Genomic DNA, 21,267 nt, shown 5'->3' on the forward strand with positions numbered 1-21,267 from the left:
ACGGAAATCTGTCTTTGAAACGGTATTTGCGCGGAGAAAAAAGCCCATCCGGAGATGGGCCAAAGTTTCCACGGCAATATAAAAAGTTTTCAGACTCTGTGCGCCGCCAAAAAAGCGGCGCATGAAGCCGAATTTTTTAAATTAAACGCTGTAGTACAGTTCGAACTCAACTGGGTGCGGAGTCATGCGCACACGGTCAACTTCTGGCTTACGCAGTTCAATGTACGCATCGATAGCGTCATCAGTGAACACGCCGCCACGGGTCAGGAACTCGCGGTCTTCGTTCAGTGCGTTCAGTGCTTCTTCCAGAGAACCTGCAACTTTTGGAATCTCAGCTTCTTCTTCCGGAGGCAGGTCATACAGGTTTTTGTCCATGGCATCGCCAGGGTGGATCTTGTTGATAACACCATCAAGACCCGCCATCAGCAGTGCAGTGAACGCCAGGTATGGGTTAGCCGCTGGATCCGGGAAGCGCGCTTCGATACGACGAGCTTTCGGGCTTGCAACCACTGGAATACGGATAGAAGCAGAACGGTTACGGGCAGAGTAAGCCAGCATAACAGGTGCTTCGTAGCCTGGGACCAGACGCTTGTATGAGTTAGTGGTTGGGTTCGCCAGGGCGTTGATCGCTTTAGCGTGCTTGATGATACCGCCGATGTAGAACAGAGCAGTTTCAGACAGGCCGCCGTACTTGTCGCCAGAGAACAGGTTCACGCCGCCTTTTGACAGGGACATGTGGCAGTGCATACCAGAACCGTTATCGCCGAACATTGGCTTAGGCATGAAGGTTGCAGTTTTGCCGTACGCGTGAGCAACGTTGTGCACCACGTATTTGTAGATCTGAATTTCGTCAGCTTTTTTGGTCATGGTGTTGAAGCGGGTTGCCACTTCGTTCTGACCAGCAGTTGCTACTTCGTGGTGGTGAGCTTCAACCACCAGACCCATCTGCTCCATGGTCAGACACATAGCAGAACGGATGTCCTGAGCTGAGTCGACTGGTGGAACTGGGAAGTAACCGCCTTTCAGACCTGGACGGTGACCTTTGTTGCCGCCTTCGTACTCTTTACCAGTGTTCCATGCAGCTTCGATATCGTCGATAGCAACGTGTGAACCTGAGGTAGATGAACCGAAACGAATGTCATCGAACAGGAAGAACTCTGGCTCTGGTCCAAACAGCACGGTATCCGCGATGCCTGAAGAACGCAGGAACTCTTCTGCACGCTTAGCAATGGAGCGTGGGTCACGGTCGTAGCCCTGCAGTGTGCCTGGCTCGAGGATGTCGCAACGAATGATCAGGGTAGAGTCTTCGAAGAACGGATCCATCACCGCAGTGGTCGCATCCGGCATCAGCACCATGTCTGATTCGTTAATGCCTTTCCAGCCGCCGATGGATGAGCCATCGAACATTTTGCCTTCTTCGAAGAAGTCAGCGTTAACCTGGTGCGCAGGGATAGTAACGTGCTGTTCTTTACCTTTGGTATCGGTAAAACGCAGGTCAACAAACTTAACTTCGTGTTCGTTCATCATCGAGAGAACGTGTTCAGCGGACATACTCAACTCTCCTGGAAATGGTCATTATCGTCATGGTGAGAGAACTTCGTTGCCTGGAATGTGTCACGACTTCTGACCATTACCTAACCAAGATCTCGGCAAGCTCTTTCAACCGTTTTATAACTGTCGTTTTCGCTTAAAAGATATAAAGCGAATTCTGTGCCAACTTTATTACAATGGTGAAAATGGCGCTGTGGCGCGCTCTTTGGTGAGTCGACCACTGCACCAGTATGGATGATGCGCACTAATTTGGTGCTCAATGGATGAAATTGCGCACCAAAAAGGTGCAAAACACCATCACAGTGCAGATTAATGCACCGTTATTGGTGCTAAAAAACAGCACTATGAGAAACTTTAAGTGAATACTGTGATCATGTTCAGTCTTTCGCTTAATCCGTGTACAATACCGCGTTATTTCTATAATGCCTGAGGCAAAGCTGTGATCGAAAATTTGCGTAACATCGCCATTATCGCGCACGTTGACCATGGTAAGACCACCCTGGTTGACAAACTCTTACAACAGTCCGGTACTTTTGATGCCCGTACCGAAGCGACTGAGCGCGTAATGGACTCCAACGATTTGGAGAAAGAGCGTGGGATTACCATCCTCGCAAAAAACACCGCCATCAAATGGAACGACTACCGTATCAACATCGTTGATACCCCAGGACACGCCGACTTCGGTGGTGAAGTGGAGCGCGTTATGTCCATGGTGGATTCGGTGCTGCTGGTTGTAGATGCGATGGATGGCCCTATGCCGCAAACCCGCTTCGTAACCAAAAAAGCCTTTGCTCATGGTTTGAAGCCGATCGTAGTCATCAACAAAGTTGACCGTCCTGGCGCGCGTCCAGATTGGGTTGTTGATCAGGTCTTCGACCTGTTCGTTAACCTCGATGCGACCGACGAGCAGCTGGACTTCCCTATCATTTATGCTTCAGCGCTGAATGGTATCGCAGGTCTGGACCACAACGACATGGCTGACGACATGACCCCGCTGTACCAGGCGATTGTGGATCGTGTTTCTCCGCCACAGGTTGAAGTTGAAGCACCACTGCAGATGCAGATCTCGCAGCTGGACTACAACAACTACTTGGGTGTTATCGGCATTGGCCGCATCAAGCGCGGTAAAATCAAGCCGAACCAGCAAGTCACTATCATTGATAGCGAAGGCAAAACCCGTAACGGTAAAGTCGGTAAAGTACTGGGCCACCTGGGTCTGGAACGTATCGAAAGCGCCGAAGCTGAAGCTGGCGATATCATCGCGGTAACCGGTCTGGGCGAGCTGAACATCTCTGACACCATCTGTGATACGCAGAAGGTTGAAGCGTTGCCAGCCCTGAGCGTCGATGAACCAACCGTAACCATGTTCTTTAACGTCAACACCTCACCTTTCTGCGGTAAAGAAGGTAAGTACGTGACTTCGCGCCAGATCCTGGAGCGTCTGAACAAAGAGCTGGTGCACAACGTGGCACTGCGCGTTGAAGAAACCGAAGATTCAGATGCGTTCCGCGTTTCTGGTCGTGGTGAGCTGCACTTGTCTGTTCTGATCGAGAACATGCGTCGTGAAGGTTTCGAGCTGGCGGTATCCCGTCCGAAAGTTATCTTCCGTGAATTCGAAGGCCGTAAGCAAGAGCCATTCGAAAACGTGACCCTCGACATCGAAGAAACCCACCAGGGTTCTGTGATGCAAGCGATGGGTGAGCGTAAAGGCGACCTGAAAAACATGGATCCTGATGGTAAGGGCCGTGTACGTCTTGACTACATGATCCCAAGCCGTGGTCTGATTGGCTTCCGTAACGAATTCATGACCATGACTTCAGGTACCGGTCTGCTGTACTCCACCTTCAGCCACTACGACGATGTGCGTCCGGGTGAAGTGGGCCAGCGTCAGAACGGCGTGCTGATCTCAAACGGCCAGGGTAAAGCGGTAGCGTTCGCCCTGTTCAGCCTGCAGGATCGCGGTAAGCTGTTCCTGGGTCACGGTGCGGAAGTGTATGAAGGCCAGATCATCGGTATTCACAGCCGTTCAAACGACCTGACAGTTAACTGCCTGACCGGTAAGAAACTGACCAACATGCGTGCATCAGGTACTGATGAAGCGACCACTCTGGTTCCACCGCAGAAAATGACGCTGGAGCAGGCTATCGAGTTCATCGATGATGACGAACTGGTAGAAGTGACTCCGCAGTCAGTCCGTATTCGTAAACGTCACCTGACCGAGAACGACCGTAAGCGTGCGTCTCGCGGCGGTAAAGACTAAGCGAAACAGTCTGATATTTAAGCCCCGCATTGCGGGGCTTTTTTATGTCTGCAACCCGCTGAAATGCTCGCTTTCTGTACTTTGCACCGGCTTCCAAATCACGGATTTCCTCCTCATCGTACCTGTTCAGCTTCTCGTTTTACCGCTAGAGTGAATGATCCAGGGAACATAGAGGAGAGGCGTCATGCTGTACATTTTTGATTTAGGCAATGTGATTGTTGATATCGATTTTAACCGTGTGCTCGGCGTCTGGAGTGACCTGGGACGTGTGCCGCTGGCGACGCTGCAAAGTCGCTTCCGTATGGATGAAGCGTTTGAAAAACACGAACGGGGTGAAATCAGCGATCCTGAATTTGCGGCACGCATCTGTGACCAACTGGACATTGCACTGAGCTATCCGCAATTCACTGCAGGCTGGCAGGCAGTGTTTGTCGGTGTTCGCCCGGAAACGCTGGCGATCATGAACAGACTGCGCGCCAACGGCGAGCGCGTGGTGATCCTATCGAATACCAATCAGCTGCACTTTGAATTCTGGCCAACGCAATATCCGGAAGTGCAACAGGCTGCCGACCACGTCTATATGTCGCAGGACATGGGGATGCGTAAACCTGAGGCACGTATCTATCAAACTGTGCTGGAACATGAAGGTTACACGGCCGACCAGGCGGTGTTCTTCGATGATAACCAGGCAAATATTGATGCCGCGCGTGCGCTGGGTATTGAGAGCGTGCTGGTGGAAGATGACAAAACCGTACCAGCCTGGTTTGCGAGCCGTCTCTGAGTGGTGACGCGTAACCATCTGCGCCATTCGGCGCACGCGTTTTTTCTCTGGGTCAAACTGCTGTGGCGACGCGTAGATGAAGACAACATGACGACGCAGGCCGGAAATCTGGCCTACGTCTCATTACTGGCTTTAGTGCCGCTTATCGCCGTGGTGTTTGCCCTGTTTGCCGCCTTTCCGATGTTCAGAGACATCAGCGTCCAACTTAAACACTTCGTTTTCAGCAATTTCATGCCGGCAGCGGGTGACGTCATCCAGCGTTATCTCGATCAGTTTGTCGCGAATGTGAATAAGATGACGGCAGTGGGTACCGTGGGGTTGATCGTCACTGCCCTGCTGCTGATGCACTCCGTAGACAGCGCACTCAATACCATTTGGCGCAGTGATAAACAGCGCCCATTGGTCTATTCCTTTGCGGTGTACTGGATGATCCTGACGCTAGGCCCGTTACTGGCAGGGGCGAGTCTGGCCATCAGCTCTTATTTGTTGTCCCTGCGCTGGATTGATGTGACCGGCGTGAACAGCCTGATTGATCAGATCTTGCGTGTGTTTCCTTTATTGCTGGCCATCCTCGCTTTTTGGCTGTTGTACAGCATTGTCCCCACCCGGCGCGTGCCTGCCCGTGATGCATTGATCGGGGCGATTGTTGCGGGGCTGCTGTTTGAGTTGGGTAAAAAAGGCTTTGCGCTCTATGTTACGATGTTCCCTTCGTATCAATTAATTTACGGCGTACTGGCCGTCATCCCAATACTCTTTCTGTGGGTTTACTGGACCTGGTGTATTGTGTTGTTAGGTGCGGAAATAACCGTCACATTGGACGACTATCGCCAGCTGAAAAAGCAGGAACGCGAAAAAGAACGAGAGGATACATGATTGCTTTGATTCAGCGCGTCACTCGCGCGAGCGTCAGCGTCGAGGGCGCGACGGTGGGCGAAATTGGTGCGGGTTTGCTGGTGTTATTAGGTGTTGAGAAGGGCGACGACGAACAAAAGGCACAGCGTTTATCTGAGCGTGTGCTGGGTTATCGCATCTTTGGTGATGAGAACGACAAAATGAACCTTAACGTACAGCAGGCCGGTGGCAGCGTGCTGGTGGTTTCCCAATTCACCCTTGCCGCCGATACCAACAAAGGCATGCGCCCCTCTTTTTCAGGTGGCGCTGAACCGGCGGAAGCCGAGCGCCTCTATCACTATTTCAGCGACTGTTGCCGGGAACAGGGTGTGACCACGGCGAACGGTCGTTTTGCTGCCAACATGCAGGTTTCACTGGTTAACGATGGTCCAGTCACCTTCTGGTTGCAGGTGTGAGGTTTTCAGCCGAGCGGCCAGGGATTAGCCACGCAAGCTCCGAACGAGAGAATCACTTTATGTATCATCTTCGTGTGCCGCAAACAGCGGAAGAGCTGGATGTTTATTATCAGTTCCGCTGGGAAATGTTACGTAAACCGCTGCGTCAGCCGCAGGGCTCCGAACGTGATGCCTGGGATGCGCTGGCCCACCATCAAATGGTGGTGGACGAACAGGGCAACCCGGTTGCCGTCGGGCGTCTTTATATCAACGCCGAAAACGAAGCGGCGATCCGCTTTTTAGCCGTGCATCCTTCGGTGCAAGGGAAAGGTTTAGGCACGCTGGTGGCGATGACGCTGGAATCCGTTGCGCGTCAGGAAGGGGCGAAACGCGTCACCTGTAGCGCACGTGAAGATGCTGTAGAGTTCTTTGCGAAGCTGGGCTTCGTCAACCAGGGTGAAATCACCGCGCCTCAAACCACACCGGTGCGTCACTTCCTGATGATTAAACCGGTGGTCACGCTGGATGACATACTGCATCGCGCCGATTGGTGTGGGCAATTACAGCAGGCCTGGTATGAACACATCCCGCTCAGTGAAAAAATGGGGGTGCGCATTCTGCAATATACCGGGCAGAAGTTTGTCACCACCATGCCCGAAACGGGCAACCAAAACCCTCACCACACGCTGTTCGCCGGTAGCCTGTTCTCGCTGGCCACACTCACAGGGTGGGGGCTTATCTGGCTGCTGCTGCGCGAGCGTCACCTTGGCGGCACCATCATCCTGGCGGATGCGCATATTCGTTACAGCAAGCCCATCAGTGGCCGTCCGGGTGCGATTGCCGATCTCGGCTCATTGAGCGGCGATCTCGATCGTCTGGCGCGTGGCCGTAAAGCGCGTGTGCAGATGGAAGTGGAACTGTTTGGTGATGATGAGTTAGGTGCGGTGTTTGAAGGGGTGTATATCGTGCTCCCCGCCGATGCGGATGGTGCGTTAGAAGAGGGCGGTTCCGGCGCACGGATCAATTAATACGTTGTGTGTTCTGTTGCGGCGCAATTTATTGCGCATCTGGCAGCAACATCGTTGCTCCAGGTACGCGCGATAAATCGCGCCGCTACGGTTCTCTGAAAATTTACTGAACCTGCCCGCCTCGCATCGTCTGCTGCACCGATTGTGAATCAGTAGTCACGGACAAATTCCCCTCCACGCTCGGACGCAGCGGCGCATTAGCGCTCAGCGATCCCTTCAGTTGCAACAGCAGATTGCTGTTACCGCTGAGCGGCAAGGCTGGCCAGCCCCAGTTTTGCAACACATTGGCGGGCACCGCCTGGCCTTTTAGATTCAGCGTTAATGCACGCTGTGCATCCTGCCCGACGTTCGCGGTGCCTTCCAGCAAACCGCTGCCGTTAAAGGCACTCATTTCAGTGATCTGAACCTGTTGATCGTCAGCATTGAAAGTGATGGATGGATGGCGCAGATCGGTGCGGTTAAAGGTGGCTTCCGCCGCATTGAAACTCGCTTTGCCGCTCCAGACGCCCCACTGATGCTGGCGCGCCAGTAGAACGTTATCGGCACTGCCATCCAGCGCTGTCATCTGGAACGGGAAGGCGGGATTAATATCGATCACCAGATTGCGGTTTGCCGTCGCGTGTTTCAACAATACGCTGTCCAGCCAGGAGGGTAACGCCTGCTGCCAGCGATCGCGCCAGTTCTGTGGCAAGGTATATTCCAGCCCGGCAATCGCTAAGTCATCAAGCGTCAAACGCTTATCGCTGCGCGTCCAGGTGCCGTTAGCGCGGATCACCCCGTTTGCCCAGCGTGAACTGAACTGTGCCAACTCAATGCCTTGCGCTGAGAAATTGGCATTCACAATCGGGTCGTTCAGCTCAAAGCCGCCGTTGATAAAGTTACCGGCGTTCATCGACAGTGAGCCGCCATCGCTCTGCCAGTCATCACCGCGTAGCGTGATGTTCTTCAGGGTCAAATCGAGATCGGTCACCGCCCAATCCGGGCCTTGCAGTCGTGCATCCGTCATATCCAGCCGATTAATGCTAACGGAAGGCACATCACGTAACGGATTGAGGAAATCGCTCAGGTTTTGATGGGTCTGCAAACGGATATCGTTGAGGCGTAGCTGATCAATCTGCCAGTTGCCCTGGGCATCGCGCTCAGCGTTGCCGGTCATCGAACCGCGCGCGAGGTCCGCGCCAATGTTGGTGAGTACTAAACGCCGCTGATTAACGCTGCCTTGCAGCAGCACATTGTTGCCGGGCACGCCATTCAACGTCATGACGCCAGCACTCATCTGAAACTGAGCATCACTGCCCAACATGTCTGTCGGCGTCGGTTTCCACGGCACAATCCCACCGTTTACACGCTGAGCCATCATCGGCAGCGTGCTGTGTGGGCTATCAATGCGTACATTATTCAGCTGCAGGCGGTTAGCCTGGATCGGCAGCGTGGTATCCGGTGTTTGATTGGCAAGGTTGATTTCGCCATCGCGTACTTCAATGCTGTCAAAATGTAGCCAGTCGCTGAATTGCACCAGCGCCAGACCCAGATCGACGCGCTTGGCAACCAGCACCGCCGGTTGGCCATCATGGCCGAAGCTGAAGTCATCGAGGATGATGTGTGAAGGCGAAGAGAAGTTGTGCTCAATCTTGCTCAGCGACAGGTGCCAGGCGGTTTTATCGCTTACCCAACGGCTAAACCAGCCTGCGCCCCACTGGGTCTGCAGCATGACATACAGGACCACCAGCCCAAGCAGAATCAGCAGCAGTAAGGTAAGGAAAAACTTGCCTAAAAATTTCATCGCATCCATCCATCCCGATATTTATCCGGTAAGAGGTTGTTATGCCTGAATTACCGTTACAGCTCAACAGCCTGGATGTAAAAGCGGATAAATAACAGGCAGGCCGCAGCCTGCCGTACGGGTTACTTTTCTTGTGGAAAGACGAGGTTAAGTACGATTGCGGTGATACCACCCGCAGCGATACCCGATGACAGCAGGGTTTTCAGCCAGTCTGGCGCAAATTGCAGAATCAGCGGTTGCTGGGAAACACCCAGGCCCACGGCCAGTGACAGCGCGATAATCATGATAGCGCGGCGGTTCAGTGGCTCACGCGAAACAATACGCACACCGGAAGCCGCGATAGTGCCAAACATCACAATGGTGGCACCGCCGAGTACCGGTTCTGGAATATGCTGTACAAAGCCGCTGACTGCCGGGAACAAGCCGAGCACAATCAGCATCAACGCCACCACAAAACCCACGTAGCGGCTGGCAACACCGGTCAACTGGATCACCCCGTTGTTCTGACCAAAGCAGGAGTTCGGAAACGTATTGAACAATGCGGAAACAAAAGAGTTAAGCCCGTTGGCAAGCACGCCGCCTTTCAGGCGCTTCATGTATACCGGACCACTCACCGGTTGCTCTGAAACATCGGAGGTGGCGGTGATATCGCCAATGGTTTCCAGCGAGGTCACCATAAACACCAACATCAGAGGAATCAGCAGATTCCAGTCAAAACCCAGACCGTAATAGAGCGGGGTGGGTACGGCGACCAGCGCTTGGTTGGTGGGGGCGGTGATGGTGGGCAACATATCCAGCGCCCAGGCCAGTGCATAACCCACCGCCATAGCAATCACCAGAGATGCAACGCGCAGATAGGGATTGCGCTGGCGGTTAAGCAAAATAATCACCACCAAGACAGCACCGGCCAGCAGCAGGTTTTTCGGCGCGCCAAAAGTGTGATCGCTCATAGCCGCGAAGCCACCGCCAATCGAGGTCAGGCCAACCTGAATCAGCGACAGGCCGATAATCATCACCACGATACCCGACACCAGTGGCGTGATAATACGGCGCGCCAGGTGCAACACGCGTGACAGCACCATCTCGGTACAGGATGCCACCATCAGAGTGCCAAACAGTGCTGCCATCATGGTGGGCACATCCGCACCGCCATTCTTCAGCGCCATCCCGCCCATAATCAACGGGGTGACAAAGTTAAAGCTGGTGCCCTGAATCGACAGCAGGCCGGAACCCACCGGTCCCCAGGTTTTGATTTGCAGAATCGATGCCACGCCGGAAGCAAAGAGTGAGATGCTGATAATGTGCTGGGTATCCTGCGCCGGTAAACCCAGCGCCTGGCAGATCAGCAGTGCGGGCGTAATCACCGCGACAAACATCGCCAACAGATGCTGGCAGGCCGCAAACAGTGTTTGAGGCAAGGGCGGACGGTCTTCGAGGCGGTAAATCAGTTCACTTTTAGGCGTGGCTGGCTGGTGAGATTCAGCGGTATTGACGGACATGGTGGACGTTCTCAATAACAACAAAGGGGCGATTTTAAACGGTTGCGTTGTGAAAGCAATCGTTTGCAATGCCCCTTTGCAGTTGTATTGATTTAAAGCGTAAACACCGTGCGGCTGCGGCTATCATCTTCCTGCCATGCCTGCGCCACTTCACTTAGCGGGCGCATGTTAAAGGCAATGGAAAAATCGCTTTCTGCCGCTGCGTTGAGCATTTCACTGATACAGGCGATGAGTTCAGCATCAGAGACGCTACCCAAACCGCTACCCATCAGAGTCAGACCAGAAGAGCGTAACAATTTGCTGTGAAGCGAGATTTCCTGACCGCTCAGTGAGCCAATCTGGACGAAGCGCACCACTTTTTCACCCCCTGCCACCGCGGCTTGCATGATGTCGAGTGCACTCGGGCCCCACAGATAATCCAGCACCACATCAATGCCTTCCTTCATCAGGGCAGGAAGTGAGCCAGGCAGCTCATCCAGCGTCAGTGTGATATCGGCACCCTGCGTACGCAATTGGTCAAGCACTTCACGGTTGCGGCCGGTGGCGATAATTTTTCCAGCGCCGAGATGGCGGGCGATGCGCACGGCCAGTCCGCCCGAAGTGCCGGTGGCGCCATTAATCAACACCGTTTCCCCTGGCTGTAACTGAGCACGTCGCGTCAGCGCAGCCCATGATGACATGCCGGGGTTGGCGATGGCCGCTGCCAGTACCGGATCCAGCGTGGCGGGCAGTGGAACGATGGCGGCGGCAGGCACTAAGGTTCTCTCCGCCATGCTGCCCCAGGGCGCATTAAAGGCGAGGAAGTAGACCGGGTCGCCGTTACTCAATGTGCCCGTGCCATCAATGCCGGCAATAAAGGGATAGTGTGAACCCGCGCTGTAGTGCTTACCCGCCGCACGTGCTTTTGCCAGTTGGCTGATGGCCGAGGCTTTGACTGACACGACAACCTGTTCTGCGTCAGCCTGTGGCTCCGGAAAATCACCGTATATCGGCAGGATACCCGCCGCAGAAACGATCGCTGCTTTCATGTTTTCACCTTAAATTAATATGTGTAATATGCACACATTAGTTCTGCCTCGGGATAACGTCAATGAAAAGTGTGCAAAATACACATAATAGTGCGGAGTTTGATGATCTGCATAACGCGCTGCTGATGATTGTGGGTACGTTCAACCGACCTCAGCGTGATGAGTTGCTGATTAAAGAGTCCAATATTCAACTCGACCGCGCGCTGTTTCCACTGCTGATACAGATTGGCCGTTTCGGTCCTATTGGTGTGGTCGAACTGGCGGAGCGCGCAGGGCGTGATTACACCACCGTAAGCCGTCAGGTGGCGAAGCTAGAGGAGCTAGGACTGGCGCAACGGCAAAAAAATGCCAAAGACAAACGGGTGAATGAAGCGGTGATTACCCCGGCAGGCAAGGCAATGACCGATAAAATCGATACTGCACGCGCGCAGATTTATCAGAATTTGTTTGCCAGTTGGCCGCATGATGAACGCGCCGAACTGGCGCGTCTGTTGCAGAAGTTTGTCGGTGATTTTATGGCGATCGATCGCAACCCGTAAGACCGCGTCAGCATTTATGCGTTGCTGTAACGCTCGGTCTCCGGCAACCAGCGCTCAATGAGTGCTTGAGCCTGCTCGGGGTAATGCTGGTGGATATGGCGAGCCACACGCTGAACTTCGGGGATCATGCCCTGATCGCGCAACAGATCAGCGACTTTAAACTCTGCGTTCCCGGTCTGACGCGTGCCCAGCAGTTCACCCGGGCCGCGAATCTCAAGGTCATGTTGCGCAATCACGAAGCCATCATTGCTGTCGCGCAGCACCTGCAAACGCTTTTGTGCCGTTTTGCTCAGCGGCGCTTTATACAGCAGCACGCAATGCGAGGCGACAGCACCACGGCCAACGCGTCCTCGCAGCTGATGCAACTGTGCCAGGCCCAGTCGCTCTGGGTTTTCGATGATCATCAGGCTGGCATTGGGAACATCTACACCAACTTCGATCACCGTGGTGGCCACCAGCAGTTGAATGTCGTTGGCTTTGAATGCGGCCATCACGGCCTGCTTCTCTGCGGGTTTCATGCGACCGTGCACCAGCCCAACCTGCAAACCGGGTAGGGCGGCTTTCAACTCTTCCCATGTCGCTTCTGCTGCTTGCGCTTCCAGTACGTCTGACTCTTCGATTAATGTACAGACCCAGTAAGCCTGACGACCTTCGTGACACGCATTTTTGACACGCTCAATAATATCGCCACGGCGGCTATCAGGAATCGCCACCGTTGTGACCGGCGTACGGCCAGGGGGCAATTCGTCGATGGTTGAGGTATCCAGATCGGCATAAGCGGTCATCGCTAGCGTGCGGGGAATCGGGGTTGCGGTCATGATCAGCTGATGCGGATGGAAACCTTGCTCTTCGCCTTTTTCCCACAGTGCCAGACGCTGGTGGACGCCAAAGCGGTGCTGTTCATCAATGATCACCAGCGCCATGCCGTTAAATTTCACCTGCTCCTGGAATAGAGCATGGGTGCCAACCACCATCGCCACCTGACCACTGGCAATGGCTTCCTGCTGAGCTTCACGCGCTTTGCCTTTCTGTTTACCGGCCAGCCAGCCTACTTCAATGCCCAGCGGTGCAAACCACTGGCGGAAGTTGTTGGCATGCTGCTCGGCCAGCAGTTCGGTGGGCGCCATGAGCGCCACTTGCTTGCCATGCGCGATCACATTCAGCGCCGCCAGTGCGGCAACCAGGGTCTTTCCGGAGCCAACATCGCCCTGTACCAGGCGCATCATCGGGAAGTCATTGGCCAAATCGCGCTCTATCTCCTCAACCACCCGCTTCTGTGCGCCCGTCGGTGAGAAGGGCAGCGCAGCCAGCAATTGATCAACCAGATGATGTCTGGCGGGCATTGGCAATGCGTGATGGCGCTGCGCACCGGCGCGTACGGCCAGCATGCTGAGATTGTGCGCCAGTAGCTCTTCGAGAATTAAGCGTTTCTGGGCCGGATGGCGGCCGGTTTCCAGCTCGCTGAGCGGTAAATCAGGTGGGGGGCGATGCAGTGTGCGCAGCGCATCTGGCAAACTCATCAAGCCGCCACTCAGTTCCGACGGCAACAGTTCGGCAATCGGGCAGGTTTCCAGCAACGTCAGTGCCTGATCGGTCAGATTGCGCAGTGTTGCCTGGCGAATCCCTTCGGTGGTGGGATAGACCGGCGTCAGCGTCTCTTGCAGCTCTACGCCGCCTTGTTCGCCCTGCACGCGATACTCGGGATGAATGATCTCTGCGCCGCGTTGGCCGCGTTTGATTTCACCATACGCGGTGACGCGACGGCCAGGAGCGAGGCTGTTTTTCATTCCGGCATTGAAGTTGAAGAAGCGCATGGTCAGCACGCCGCTGCCATCGCTGATCTGGCACACCAGCATACGGCGACGGCCAAAGGTGATGTCGCTGTGCAGCACTTCGCCTTCCACCGTGGCCCAAACGCCCGGTAGCAGGTTATTAATTTTGTAGAGTTGGGTGCGATCTTCGTAGCGCAGCGGCAGATGCAGCAGCAAATCCTGAATGGTAAACAGACTGAGTTTAGCCAGTTTACCCGCCTGACTGGCGCCGACGCCGGTCAGGGTACTGAGCGGGATGGCATCCAGCAGACGGCCTTTCATTTTTTACCCGTCGCTTGCATGGTGGCCCACCAACTGGCATCGGCTTCCACCTCGCCCTGGACGTTAATGTGCGGATACGGCAGGCCTTTCTGCTTCGCAACGCGTGCCAGCACCGGATAGCCGCCTTCAAACAGCAAACGCTGCTGTTCGTCTTCATCCAGCAGGCTGTATTGACGCTGGTACATACCGGCATTTTGTCGCTGGCGTTGGGCTTCATACAGGATGAGCGCAGAGGCGACAGACACATTCAGTGATTGCACCATGCCAACCATAGGAACAATGATGTCTTGGTCGGCAAGCGCCAGCGCTTCAGCGGTAATCCCGGTTTTTTCCTGGCCCATCAGAATGCAGGTCGGCTTGGTGTAATCGACTTCGCGAAAATCCACGGCATTTGCCGACAGGTTGGTCGCCAGCACTTGCATGCCCTGACCTTTCAGATGACGAACCGCTTCGGCGATGTGGCGATGAGTCTGGACTTTTACCCAGCTATTGCTGCCTGCAGAGGCTGATACCATGGTGCGCATACGCACGCTGGGCCATACGGCGTGAACTTCATGGATGCCAACAGCATCGGCGGTACGAATCACCGCTGAGACGTTATGTGGCTTATGGACCTGTTCCATGCAGACCGTGAGATCGTGCTGGCGCATGGCCAGCATCTCCTGGATACGAGCAAAGCGTTGAGCGTTCATGCCTAATTACGGTTTCGGTGAACTTTAATCACATCCGGCATCACGCGAATCTTGCGCATAATGTTGGCCAGATGGACGCGATCGTTGGCAGTGAGGCGGATAAAGGCGCTGTAAACACGGCCATCACGTTCTTCAGTGCTCAGACTTTGAATGTTGGAACTTGCGGTATTGATCGCTGCCGTCAGGTTAGCCAGCGCGCCCTGATGGTTGAACATGTCGACTTTGATTTCCGCGACAAATTCCTGATCGATATCCTTGTCCCACTCAACCGGCATGAACTTCTCTGGCTCTTTCTGATAGCCACGAATGTTGCGGCAGGATTCGTGGTGCACCACCAGACCTTTGCCGGGACTGACGTGAGCCACAATCGGATCGCCTGGAATCGGGCGGCAGCATTTAGCAAAGGTGATCAGTACACCATCTGCGCCTTTAATCGGCAGCTTTTTACGTTTGCTGTCTCTTGGCGCTTCTTCACTGCCGGATTGCAGCAGGTTTTTCGCCACCACCACGCTCATGGCATTGCCCAGCCCGATTTCCGCCAGCAGATCTTCAATACCCGCCAGCTTCATACGTTCCAGTTCGTGCTGAATATTTTCTGCCGGAATCTCGGCCAGCTTCTTACTGCCACCTAAGGCGTGACTTAACAGGCGTCGACCCAGGTTGACGGAGTCTTCACGTTTAAGGTTCTTCAACAGCTGACGAATCTTCGAACGCGCTCTGGAGCTGACAACAAAGTTGAGCCATGCCGCATTCGGACGGGCGCCCGGCGCGGTGATAATTTCTATGGTTTGGCCGCTGGTCAGCGATTGTGACAGCGGATAAGGCTGGCGATCGACGCGTGCGCCAACGCAGGCGTGACCAATATCGGTATGCACGGCATAGGCGAAATCCACCGGGGTGGCGCCCGCAGGCAGCTCGACAATGCGGCCTTCTGGCGTGAAGACGTAGATTTCATCCGGGAAGAGATCGGACTTCACGCTTTCGATAAATTCAAACGAACTACCGGCGCTCTGTTGCAGCTCCAGCAGGCTTTGCAGCCAGCGCTGAGCGCGGATCTGCGCGGTCGTGCCGTTTTCACCGGCTTCTTTATAAGCCCAGTGTGCCGCTACCCCCATCTCTGCCATCTGATCCATATCTTCGGTACGGATCTGCACTTCGACCGGCACGCCATGCGGGCCAATCATTGAGGTATGCAGGGATTGATAGCCGTTGGCCTTGGGAATAGCGATGTAATCTTTCACGCGTCCTGGACGCGGTTTGTACAGACTGTGCATCTGGCCGAGCACGCGATAACAGGTATCTAAATCTTTCACGATCACGCGGAAAGCATAGATATCCATGATGGAGTGGAATCGCTGCTCTTTCAGATGCATTTTGCGGTAGATCGAATAGAGATGCTTCTCGCGGCCACTGACGCGGCAGGGAATACCGGCTTCCTGTAAGCGGCCATCGATTTCAGAAAGAATCTTCTGAATCATCTCTTTACGGTTACCGCGCGCCGCTTTCACCACCTCTTTAATCACCCGGAAACGATTGGGATAGAGGGCTTCAAAGCCCAGCTCTTCCAGTTCTGTTTTCAGGTGATGAATACCGAGGCGGTGCGCCAGAGGGCTGTAAATCTCCAGCGTTTCCAGTGCAATACGACGCTTTTTATCCGGTCGCAATGCACCCAAGGTGCGCATATTATGCGTGCGGTCAGCCAGTTTGATCAGAATGACGCGGATGTCTTGCACCATCGCCATGATCATTTTGCGGAAGTTTTCAGCCTGGGCTTCTTTCTTGTCGCGGAACTTCAGCTTATCGAGCTTCGATACGCCTTCCACCAGTTCGGCAACGCTTTTGCCAAACAGCTGTTCCATATCCTGGTAGGTGGCGGGTGTATCTTCAATCACGTCATGCAGCAGCGCCGCCATCAGCGTTTCATGGTCGAGTTTCATCTCGGCCAGAATGCAGGCAACGGCAACAGGATGGGTGATGTAAGGTTCACCGCTGGAGCGTGTTTGACCCTCGTGGGCATCACGCGCAACAAGATAAGCTTGCTTGAGGCGCTTTATTTGCTCCTCAGGCAAGTATTTTTCAATCAGTTGATTGAGGCTTTCAAACAGATACAAGGTTGACCTGCAGAGTGCTGTTAACGACGACCTTCAGCGATAGCGGTAACGGCTTGTAACTCAGCGGCTTCCTGCTCTTGCTGTTCCTGACGATCACGTACATCCAGAATCTGGGTGGTGATCAAGCCTTCTTCGATTTCGCGCAGGGCGATAACGGTGGCTTTATCGTTCTCTTCTGGAACCAGCGGATCTTTGCCGCCTACCTGCATCTGACGTGCACGACGTGCAGCGACCAACACCAGGTCAAAACGGTTACCAATTTTCTCTACTGCGTCCTGAACGGTTACGCGTGCCATAGGTGTGCTACTCCACAGATGATGAAGAAATGACTGGGCATAATACTGAAAGTGACTTCAGACTGCCAATAGTTTGCTGATTAAAGCATCATGTCGCGATTTTTGGCGACTCATACGCAGACGTTCTGCGCGAATAATGTGTTTCAGATCGGTCAGCGCCAGATCGAAATCATCATTCACGATCAGATAATCGTATTCGGCATAGTGACTCATCTCCGCCACAGCTTGCGCCATGCGGCGGGCGATCACCTCTTCGCTGTCCTGACCACGGCCACGCAGGCGACGGTCCAGCTCTTCGGTCGACGGCGGCAAGACAAAAATGCTGCGTGCAGCCGGCATTTTTTGACGAATTTGCTGCGCGCCTTGCCAGTCGATATCCAGAAATACATCAACACCGGTTGCCAGCACGCGTTCAATTGCCGCGCGCGAGGTGCCGTAGTAATTGCCGAACACTTGCGCGTGTTCGAGGAAGTCATCGGCGGCAATCATGGCCTCGAATTCGGGCTTTGAGATGAAGAAGTAGTGTTCACCATGTGCTTCACCGGGACGCACGCCGCGGGTGGTGTGAGAAATAGACACCTGCGTATCGTACAGCGGCTGTGTCTTTAACAGCGCCTGAATCAGGCTGGATTTACCCGCGCCGCTAGGGGCGGAAACAATATAAAGCGTGCCTTGAGCCATGGTTATCTTGAATTGAGTAAAGAGCGGAGTCGATTTCCTGCACAGTATACACGGCTTAGGCTCGCCACGCAGCGTTTGCCGTTGGGCTAAGGCAATTCTTTTTCCGTGAGCCCGTTCCCGCTGCGGAAGTTGCGCGCTGTAACGGCGTTATAAAGCGTGCAAGTTGGCTTCCTGATGTTGAGTTTTACATTGGTGATCGACCCTGATGCGCACTCCAATAAGCAAAAAGGAGTGCATTCATGAAAGGTTGGTTGTTTCTATGCTGCGTGTTACTCAGTGCCGATGGCTGGGCTGACGCGCTTTGCCCCAACTGGTCGCCGGTTCGCGCCGATCAGGAGATCGTTCAGTTGCAAAGCCAGTTGCGTCACTGGGACGATGCCTACCATCGACAGGGCAAAAGCCTGGTGAGTGATGAGGATTACGACAGCCTGCAACAGCGTTTACAGCAGTGGCAGCGCTGCTTCACGGCTGACCGCTCGGGTTACGAAGCTCTGCTGACCACGAACGGGAGTACACTTCACCCGGTTGCCCACACCGGGGTGCGCAAACTGCGCGATAAGCTGGCCGTGGCGTACTGGATGCAGGATAAAGCGCCGCTGTGGATACAACCCAAAGTCGATGGTGTCGCGGTGACGTTGGTATATCGACGTGGGCAACTGGTTTCATTCATCAGTCGTGGAGATGGTCTGCGTGGCGAACAGTGGTTAGAGAAAGCCACACAGATTCCGGCCATCCCGCAGCATATCGATACCGATCGAGAAGAAGTGGTACTGCAAGGCGAGCTGTTCCTGCAGATGACCGATCATCAGCAGGCGCGGGATGGCGGCAAAAATGCGCGTGCTCAAGTCGCGGGCGCCATGATGCGGCGGGACGCTTCTACGCTACTGAGTCGGCTCGGTCTGTTTGTCTGGGCATGGCCTGATGGACCTGTGCAAATGAGTGAGCGGTTGGCGCAACTCTCCCGTTGGGGATTCGGTTTATCGCACCGCTGGAGTCGGCAAATTAATAATGAGGAAGAGGCCGCCGCGTGGCGTGAACGCTGGTTTCGTGAGCCATTGCCGTTTGTGACCGATGGCGTGGTGATGCATCTGTCACCGTCGAGTGCCGGACGTGACTGGCAGCCCGGCCAAAGTAGCTGGTCGGCTGCATGGAAATATCAGCCAGCAGAGGTGAGCAGTGAAGTGCTATCCGTGGATTTTAACGTCGGACGTACAGGCAAAATTGCGGTGATACTCAACGTGATCCCGGTTCAACTGGATGACAAAACGGTGCGCCGGGTCAATATCGGTTCTGTGCGTCGCTGGCGCGAACGGGATGTGATTGCCGGCGATCAGGTGGCACTGGCGCTGGCTGGCCAAGGCATTCCGCGTCTGGAGCGCGTAATCTGGCGCGTGACGCAACGTGATTACCCCACAGCGCCGTTGCCGGATGACTTCGATGCGCAGACATGCCTGCATTTTAGCCCCCCATGTCGGCTGCAATTTTTATCTCGCCTGAGTTGGCTCAGCGAGAAATCTGTGTTGAATATCCCCGGCGTCCAGCGCAGCAACTGGCAACGTTTACTCACTAGCGGCGCGATAACGCATCTTTTCTCCTGGCTGACACTCACCCCTGAGCAAATCGCCCAGGCCAGCGGCCTCTCCACTGAGCGTGCGCAGCAGTTCTGGCAGCGCTTCCATCTCACCCGTCAGCAACCTCTGCGGCGCTGGGTCAATGCGTTAGGCATACCTTTACCGCGTGCGGCTTTGCAGGCTTTGCCTGATTCACAGTGGTCACAAGTGATGGCGCGATCGGTCGAGGAGTGGCAGCAGTTGCCTGGCGTTGGCAGTGTGTTGGCGCATCGCATCGTCTCCCTGTTGCAGCATGACGATGTCCGACAGTTGATTGATTTTTTGCAGCAGCAGGATATTCCTGCTGCGCACTCAGTGCTCGGGATGAGGATAGTTGAAGATCGGCAAGCCCAGGCGGAAACGCAGCGCCAGCAAACGGGCGATGAATCCGAACAACAGGGTGATGATGACCACCGCCTCATTCGGCAGAGGGGTTTTCAGCAACAGGATGTAGAGCCAACCTGAGGCGAAAGCGATACCGGCATACAACTCTTTCTGGAACACCAAAGGGATGCGGTTGCAGAACATATCACGCAGCACACCGCCAAATACGCCGGTGATCACGGCAGCAATCGCCGCAATGATCGGGGCATGCCCCGAATCCAGCGCTACCTGTGCGCCAATGATAGAAAACACCACCAGGCCCAGTGCATCCAAAACCAGGAACACTTTACGCAAATGATTCATCAGCGGTGCAACAAAGGTGGTCACCACTGCAGCCGCTGCCACGATCATGATGTATTCCGGGTTTTTCACCCAGCTAAGTGGATAGTGGCCTAGCAGGATATCACGCACCGATCCTCCGCCAATGGCGGTAACGGAGGCAATGATGATGACGCCAAACAAATCCATTTTACGACGCCCTGCGGCCAGCGCACCTGTCATGGCTTCGGCGGTAATCCCAATAATATAGAGAACGGTTAATAACATAGAGCACCCCAGATGATTGGCGGCCAGCCTAAAGATTTCCCAGCGTACAGACCACTGAGTTTTTCTAAAAAGAGGTTATCGGATTAGCCACTTTGATGGCGAACATGCTAACAGGCTTAACCGGCGGGATAAATTGGCGATGCGATGTCAGTTCGCATAAAAAAAAGTGATGTGAAGTATGGGGGAGGATACGGCTGAACGCCTTGCGGGTCTGAAAAAGAAAAAAGCGTGCTGGCGACCAGCACGCGAATGCATCTTCTCAGATGCCCAGAGCCCACCATACAGACTTGTTGTTATTATCCGTTTCTTGCACGCACATTGGCGAAACTTTTCAGGCTAAAACGGTATTCCGGCTGGAACCAGGAGCGGCCGTAGTAGCAGTAGACCAGCATTCTGATGGATACCATCGCGAGGTAGCCCCAGATAGCGCACAGCACTGAAGGTGTTAACCACACGGTAAACAACGTGACACCTAACCCAACCAGCACCGAGGACGTTTCGGTGAAAGCGATGCGCGAAAATTGTTTTTCCCGCTGTAATATAGCGCGATAATGTTGACCTTGCGGAATAATAATAAATATAACCGAAATCATTTCCAGCATAATGGCCATTTCCGGCTGATTCATTATGCGGCTGTACAGGTCGCTGCCAATAAACAGGACGGCAAATATCACCATTCCGCTTAATACATTCCCCCAATACAGAATGGAAAGTTCGCTATTATTCAGGTTTTTATTTCTAATCACTGCGTTGCCAAATCCGCGATCGGCCAGTGTATCAATGACCAATAACATCACAATAGCAATAGCGAGCAGGTCTAACTCGTTTGCCTGAAGTATTTGTGCCAGAAGTGAAAGCTGTAAAACACCAATGCCGACGATTTTAATGGATGACAAAATTGACCATTTGGCGCTGGCCAAATTCTTTTCTCTTATCGTCATACTCTGCTCGTTATGGTACATGTACCAGTGCAATTGAGGGTTCACCCGGGCTGAGCCCAGAGTACAGATTATACCCAAAATAATTCGAATTGCGGCAAGTGGGTGAATCCCCAGGAGCTTACATCAGTAAGTGACTGGGGTGCGCACACGCAGCCAAC

At 54.1% G+C, this 21,267-nt stretch carries 17 protein-coding genes and 1 pseudogene; 7 read left to right on the forward strand and 11 right to left on the reverse strand.

The window, feature by feature from the left end:
• Positions 1-141 precede the first annotated feature (141 nt).
• Positions 142-1,551 carry a glutamate--ammonia ligase gene (gene glnA, locus LK04_RS19210; protein ID WP_007885243.1) on the reverse strand — a complete coding sequence of 470 codons (1,410 nt, stop codon included), beginning with the start codon at positions 1,549-1,551 and terminating at the stop codon, positions 142-144.
• A 439-nt stretch (positions 1,552-1,990) separates the two neighbouring features.
• Between glnA and typA the strand changes: the two genes are divergently transcribed.
• The 5 genes from typA to fabY all read left to right on the forward strand — a co-directional run bounded on the left by typA (position 1,991) and on the right by fabY (position 6,906).
• Positions 1,991-3,811 (forward strand): ribosome-dependent GTPase TypA, encoded by a 1,821-nt coding sequence (typA, locus tag LK04_RS19215; RefSeq protein ID WP_039328069.1) that lies wholly within the window; start codon positions 1,991-1,993, stop codon positions 3,809-3,811.
• A 184-nt stretch (positions 3,812-3,995) separates the two neighbouring features.
• A complete protein-coding gene (gene yihX / locus LK04_RS19220; protein ID WP_039328071.1) occupies positions 3,996-4,592 on the forward strand; it encodes a glucose-1-phosphatase in 597 nt (198 codons plus the stop codon).
• A 3-nt stretch (positions 4,593-4,595) separates the two neighbouring features.
• The gene (locus tag LK04_RS19225) at positions 4,596-5,465 is read left to right on the forward strand and encodes a virulence factor BrkB family protein (protein WP_418903624.1); all 870 of its coding nucleotides are present in this window, start codon (positions 4,596-4,598) and stop codon (positions 5,463-5,465) included.
• A complete protein-coding gene (dtd, locus tag LK04_RS19230) occupies positions 5,462-5,899 on the forward strand; it encodes a D-aminoacyl-tRNA deacylase (RefSeq protein ID WP_039328077.1) in 438 nt (145 codons plus the stop codon). The genes LK04_RS19225 and dtd overlap by 4 nt, the downstream gene beginning before the upstream one ends.
• 59 nt (positions 5,900-5,958) lie before the next feature.
• Positions 5,959-6,906 (forward strand): fatty acid biosynthesis protein FabY, encoded by a 948-nt coding sequence (gene fabY, locus LK04_RS19235; RefSeq protein WP_039328080.1) that lies wholly within the window; start codon positions 5,959-5,961, stop codon positions 6,904-6,906.
• Between the two features lie 103 nt (positions 6,907-7,009).
• Here fabY and LK04_RS19240 read toward each other — a convergent pair whose 3' ends face one another.
• The 3 genes from LK04_RS19240 to LK04_RS19250 all read right to left on the reverse strand — a co-directional run bounded on the left by LK04_RS19240 (position 7,010) and on the right by LK04_RS19250 (position 11,216).
• Positions 7,010-8,689 carry an AsmA family protein gene (locus LK04_RS19240; protein ID WP_039328306.1) on the reverse strand — a complete coding sequence of 560 codons (1,680 nt, stop codon included), beginning with the start codon at positions 8,687-8,689 and terminating at the stop codon, positions 7,010-7,012.
• A gap of 122 nt (positions 8,690-8,811) precedes the next feature.
• Positions 8,812-10,188 (reverse strand): nucleobase:cation symporter-2 family protein, encoded by a 1,377-nt coding sequence (locus LK04_RS19245; protein ID WP_039328082.1) that lies wholly within the window; start codon positions 10,186-10,188, stop codon positions 8,812-8,814.
• A 92-nt stretch (positions 10,189-10,280) separates the two neighbouring features.
• Positions 10,281-11,216 carry a quinone oxidoreductase family protein gene (locus LK04_RS19250; RefSeq protein WP_039328085.1) on the reverse strand — a complete coding sequence of 312 codons (936 nt, stop codon included), beginning with the start codon at positions 11,214-11,216 and terminating at the stop codon, positions 10,281-10,283.
• Between the two features lie 62 nt (positions 11,217-11,278).
• On the opposite strand from LK04_RS19250, the gene LK04_RS19255 reads away from it, so the two are divergent.
• Positions 11,279-11,755 carry a MarR family winged helix-turn-helix transcriptional regulator gene (locus tag LK04_RS19255; protein WP_039328088.1) on the forward strand — a complete coding sequence of 159 codons (477 nt, stop codon included), beginning with the start codon at positions 11,279-11,281 and terminating at the stop codon, positions 11,753-11,755.
• Positions 11,756-11,769: 14 nt separating this feature from the next.
• Here the strand turns inward: LK04_RS19255 and recG are convergent, their stop codons facing one another.
• From recG to gmk, 5 genes are read right to left on the reverse strand one after another with little or no spacing between them, the layout of a single operon-like run.
• Positions 11,770-13,848, reverse strand: a complete 2,079-nt coding sequence (recG, locus tag LK04_RS19260) for an ATP-dependent DNA helicase RecG (RefSeq protein WP_039328092.1) — start codon at positions 13,846-13,848, stop codon at positions 11,770-11,772.
• Complete coding sequence (trmH, locus tag LK04_RS19265; protein WP_039328096.1) at positions 13,845-14,540, reverse strand: tRNA (guanosine(18)-2'-O)-methyltransferase TrmH; 696 nt, start codon at positions 14,538-14,540, stop codon at positions 13,845-13,847. Before trmH ends, recG begins: the two co-directional genes overlap by 4 nt.
• A 2-nt stretch (positions 14,541-14,542) precedes the next feature.
• Positions 14,543-16,651 (reverse strand): bifunctional GTP diphosphokinase/guanosine-3',5'-bis pyrophosphate 3'-pyrophosphohydrolase, encoded by a 2,109-nt coding sequence (gene spoT, locus LK04_RS19270; protein ID WP_039328100.1) that lies wholly within the window; start codon positions 16,649-16,651, stop codon positions 14,543-14,545.
• 20 nt (positions 16,652-16,671) lie between these two features.
• Positions 16,672-16,947, reverse strand: a complete 276-nt coding sequence (rpoZ, locus tag LK04_RS19275) for a DNA-directed RNA polymerase subunit omega (RefSeq protein ID WP_034823855.1) — start codon at positions 16,945-16,947, stop codon at positions 16,672-16,674.
• Positions 16,948-17,004: 57 nt separating this feature from the next.
• Positions 17,005-17,628 carry a guanylate kinase gene (gene gmk / locus LK04_RS19280; RefSeq protein WP_039328105.1) on the reverse strand — a complete coding sequence of 208 codons (624 nt, stop codon included), beginning with the start codon at positions 17,626-17,628 and terminating at the stop codon, positions 17,005-17,007.
• 239 nt (positions 17,629-17,867) lie between these two features.
• On the opposite strand from gmk, the pseudogene ligB reads away from it, so the two are divergent.
• Positions 17,868-19,610 (forward strand): annotated as a pseudogene (ligB, locus tag LK04_RS19285) (NAD-dependent DNA ligase LigB); the annotation flags it as partial.
• Here the strand turns inward: ligB and LK04_RS20905 are convergent.
• Together LK04_RS20905 and LK04_RS19290 are read right to left on the reverse strand one after the other, a co-directional pair.
• Positions 19,551-20,168 (reverse strand): trimeric intracellular cation channel family protein, encoded by a 618-nt coding sequence (locus tag LK04_RS20905; protein WP_071885761.1) that lies wholly within the window; start codon positions 20,166-20,168, stop codon positions 19,551-19,553. The pseudogene ligB and the gene LK04_RS20905 overlap by 60 nt on opposite strands.
• A 296-nt stretch (positions 20,169-20,464) precedes the next feature.
• On the reverse strand, positions 20,465-21,109 hold the full coding sequence (locus tag LK04_RS19290) for an oligosaccharide flippase family protein (protein ID WP_039328108.1): 645 nt from the start codon (positions 21,107-21,109) through the stop codon (positions 20,465-20,467).
• Positions 21,110-21,267: the final 158 nt, after the last annotated feature.

The organism is Pantoea vagans (assembly GCF_001506165.1).
Classification (GTDB): Bacteria; Pseudomonadota; Gammaproteobacteria; order Enterobacterales; family Enterobacteriaceae; genus Pantoea; species Pantoea vagans_C.

Excerpts from the sequence above, each read along its gene's own strand:
- dtd (WP_039328077.1), top strand. The coding sequence starts at position 5,462 with ATGATTGCTTTGATTCAGCGCGTCACTCGCGCGAGCGTCAGCGTCGAG.
- LK04_RS19240 (WP_039328306.1), bottom strand. The coding sequence starts at position 8,689 with ATGAAATTTTTAGGCAAGTTTTTCCTTACCTTACTGCTGCTGATTCTG.
- fabY (WP_039328080.1), top strand. The coding sequence starts at position 5,959 with ATGTATCATCTTCGTGTGCCGCAAACAGCGGAAGAGCTGGATGTTTAT.
- LK04_RS19245 (WP_039328082.1), bottom strand. The coding sequence starts at position 10,188 with ATGTCCGTCAATACCGCTGAATCTCACCAGCCAGCCACGCCTAAAAGT.
- rpoZ (WP_034823855.1), bottom strand. The coding sequence starts at position 16,947 with ATGGCACGCGTAACCGTTCAGGACGCAGTAGAGAAAATTGGTAACCGT.
- LK04_RS19255 (WP_039328088.1), top strand. The coding sequence starts at position 11,279 with ATGAAAAGTGTGCAAAATACACATAATAGTGCGGAGTTTGATGATCTG.
- trmH (WP_039328096.1), bottom strand. The coding sequence starts at position 14,540 with ATGAACGCTCAACGCTTTGCTCGTATCCAGGAGATGCTGGCCATGCGC.
- LK04_RS19250 (WP_039328085.1), bottom strand. The coding sequence starts at position 11,216 with ATGAAAGCAGCGATCGTTTCTGCGGCGGGTATCCTGCCGATATACGGT.
- LK04_RS19290 (WP_039328108.1), bottom strand. The coding sequence starts at position 21,109 with ATGACGATAAGAGAAAAGAATTTGGCCAGCGCCAAATGGTCAATTTTG.
- LK04_RS20905 (WP_071885761.1), bottom strand. The coding sequence starts at position 20,168 with ATGTTATTAACCGTTCTCTATATTATTGGGATTACCGCCGAAGCCATG.
- recG (WP_039328092.1), bottom strand. The coding sequence starts at position 13,848 with ATGAAAGGCCGTCTGCTGGATGCCATCCCGCTCAGTACCCTGACCGGC.
- yihX (WP_039328071.1), top strand. The coding sequence starts at position 3,996 with ATGCTGTACATTTTTGATTTAGGCAATGTGATTGTTGATATCGATTTT.
- gmk (WP_039328105.1), bottom strand. The coding sequence starts at position 17,628 with ATGGCTCAAGGCACGCTTTATATTGTTTCCGCCCCTAGCGGCGCGGGT.
- glnA (WP_007885243.1), bottom strand. The coding sequence starts at position 1,551 with ATGTCCGCTGAACACGTTCTCTCGATGATGAACGAACACGAAGTTAAG.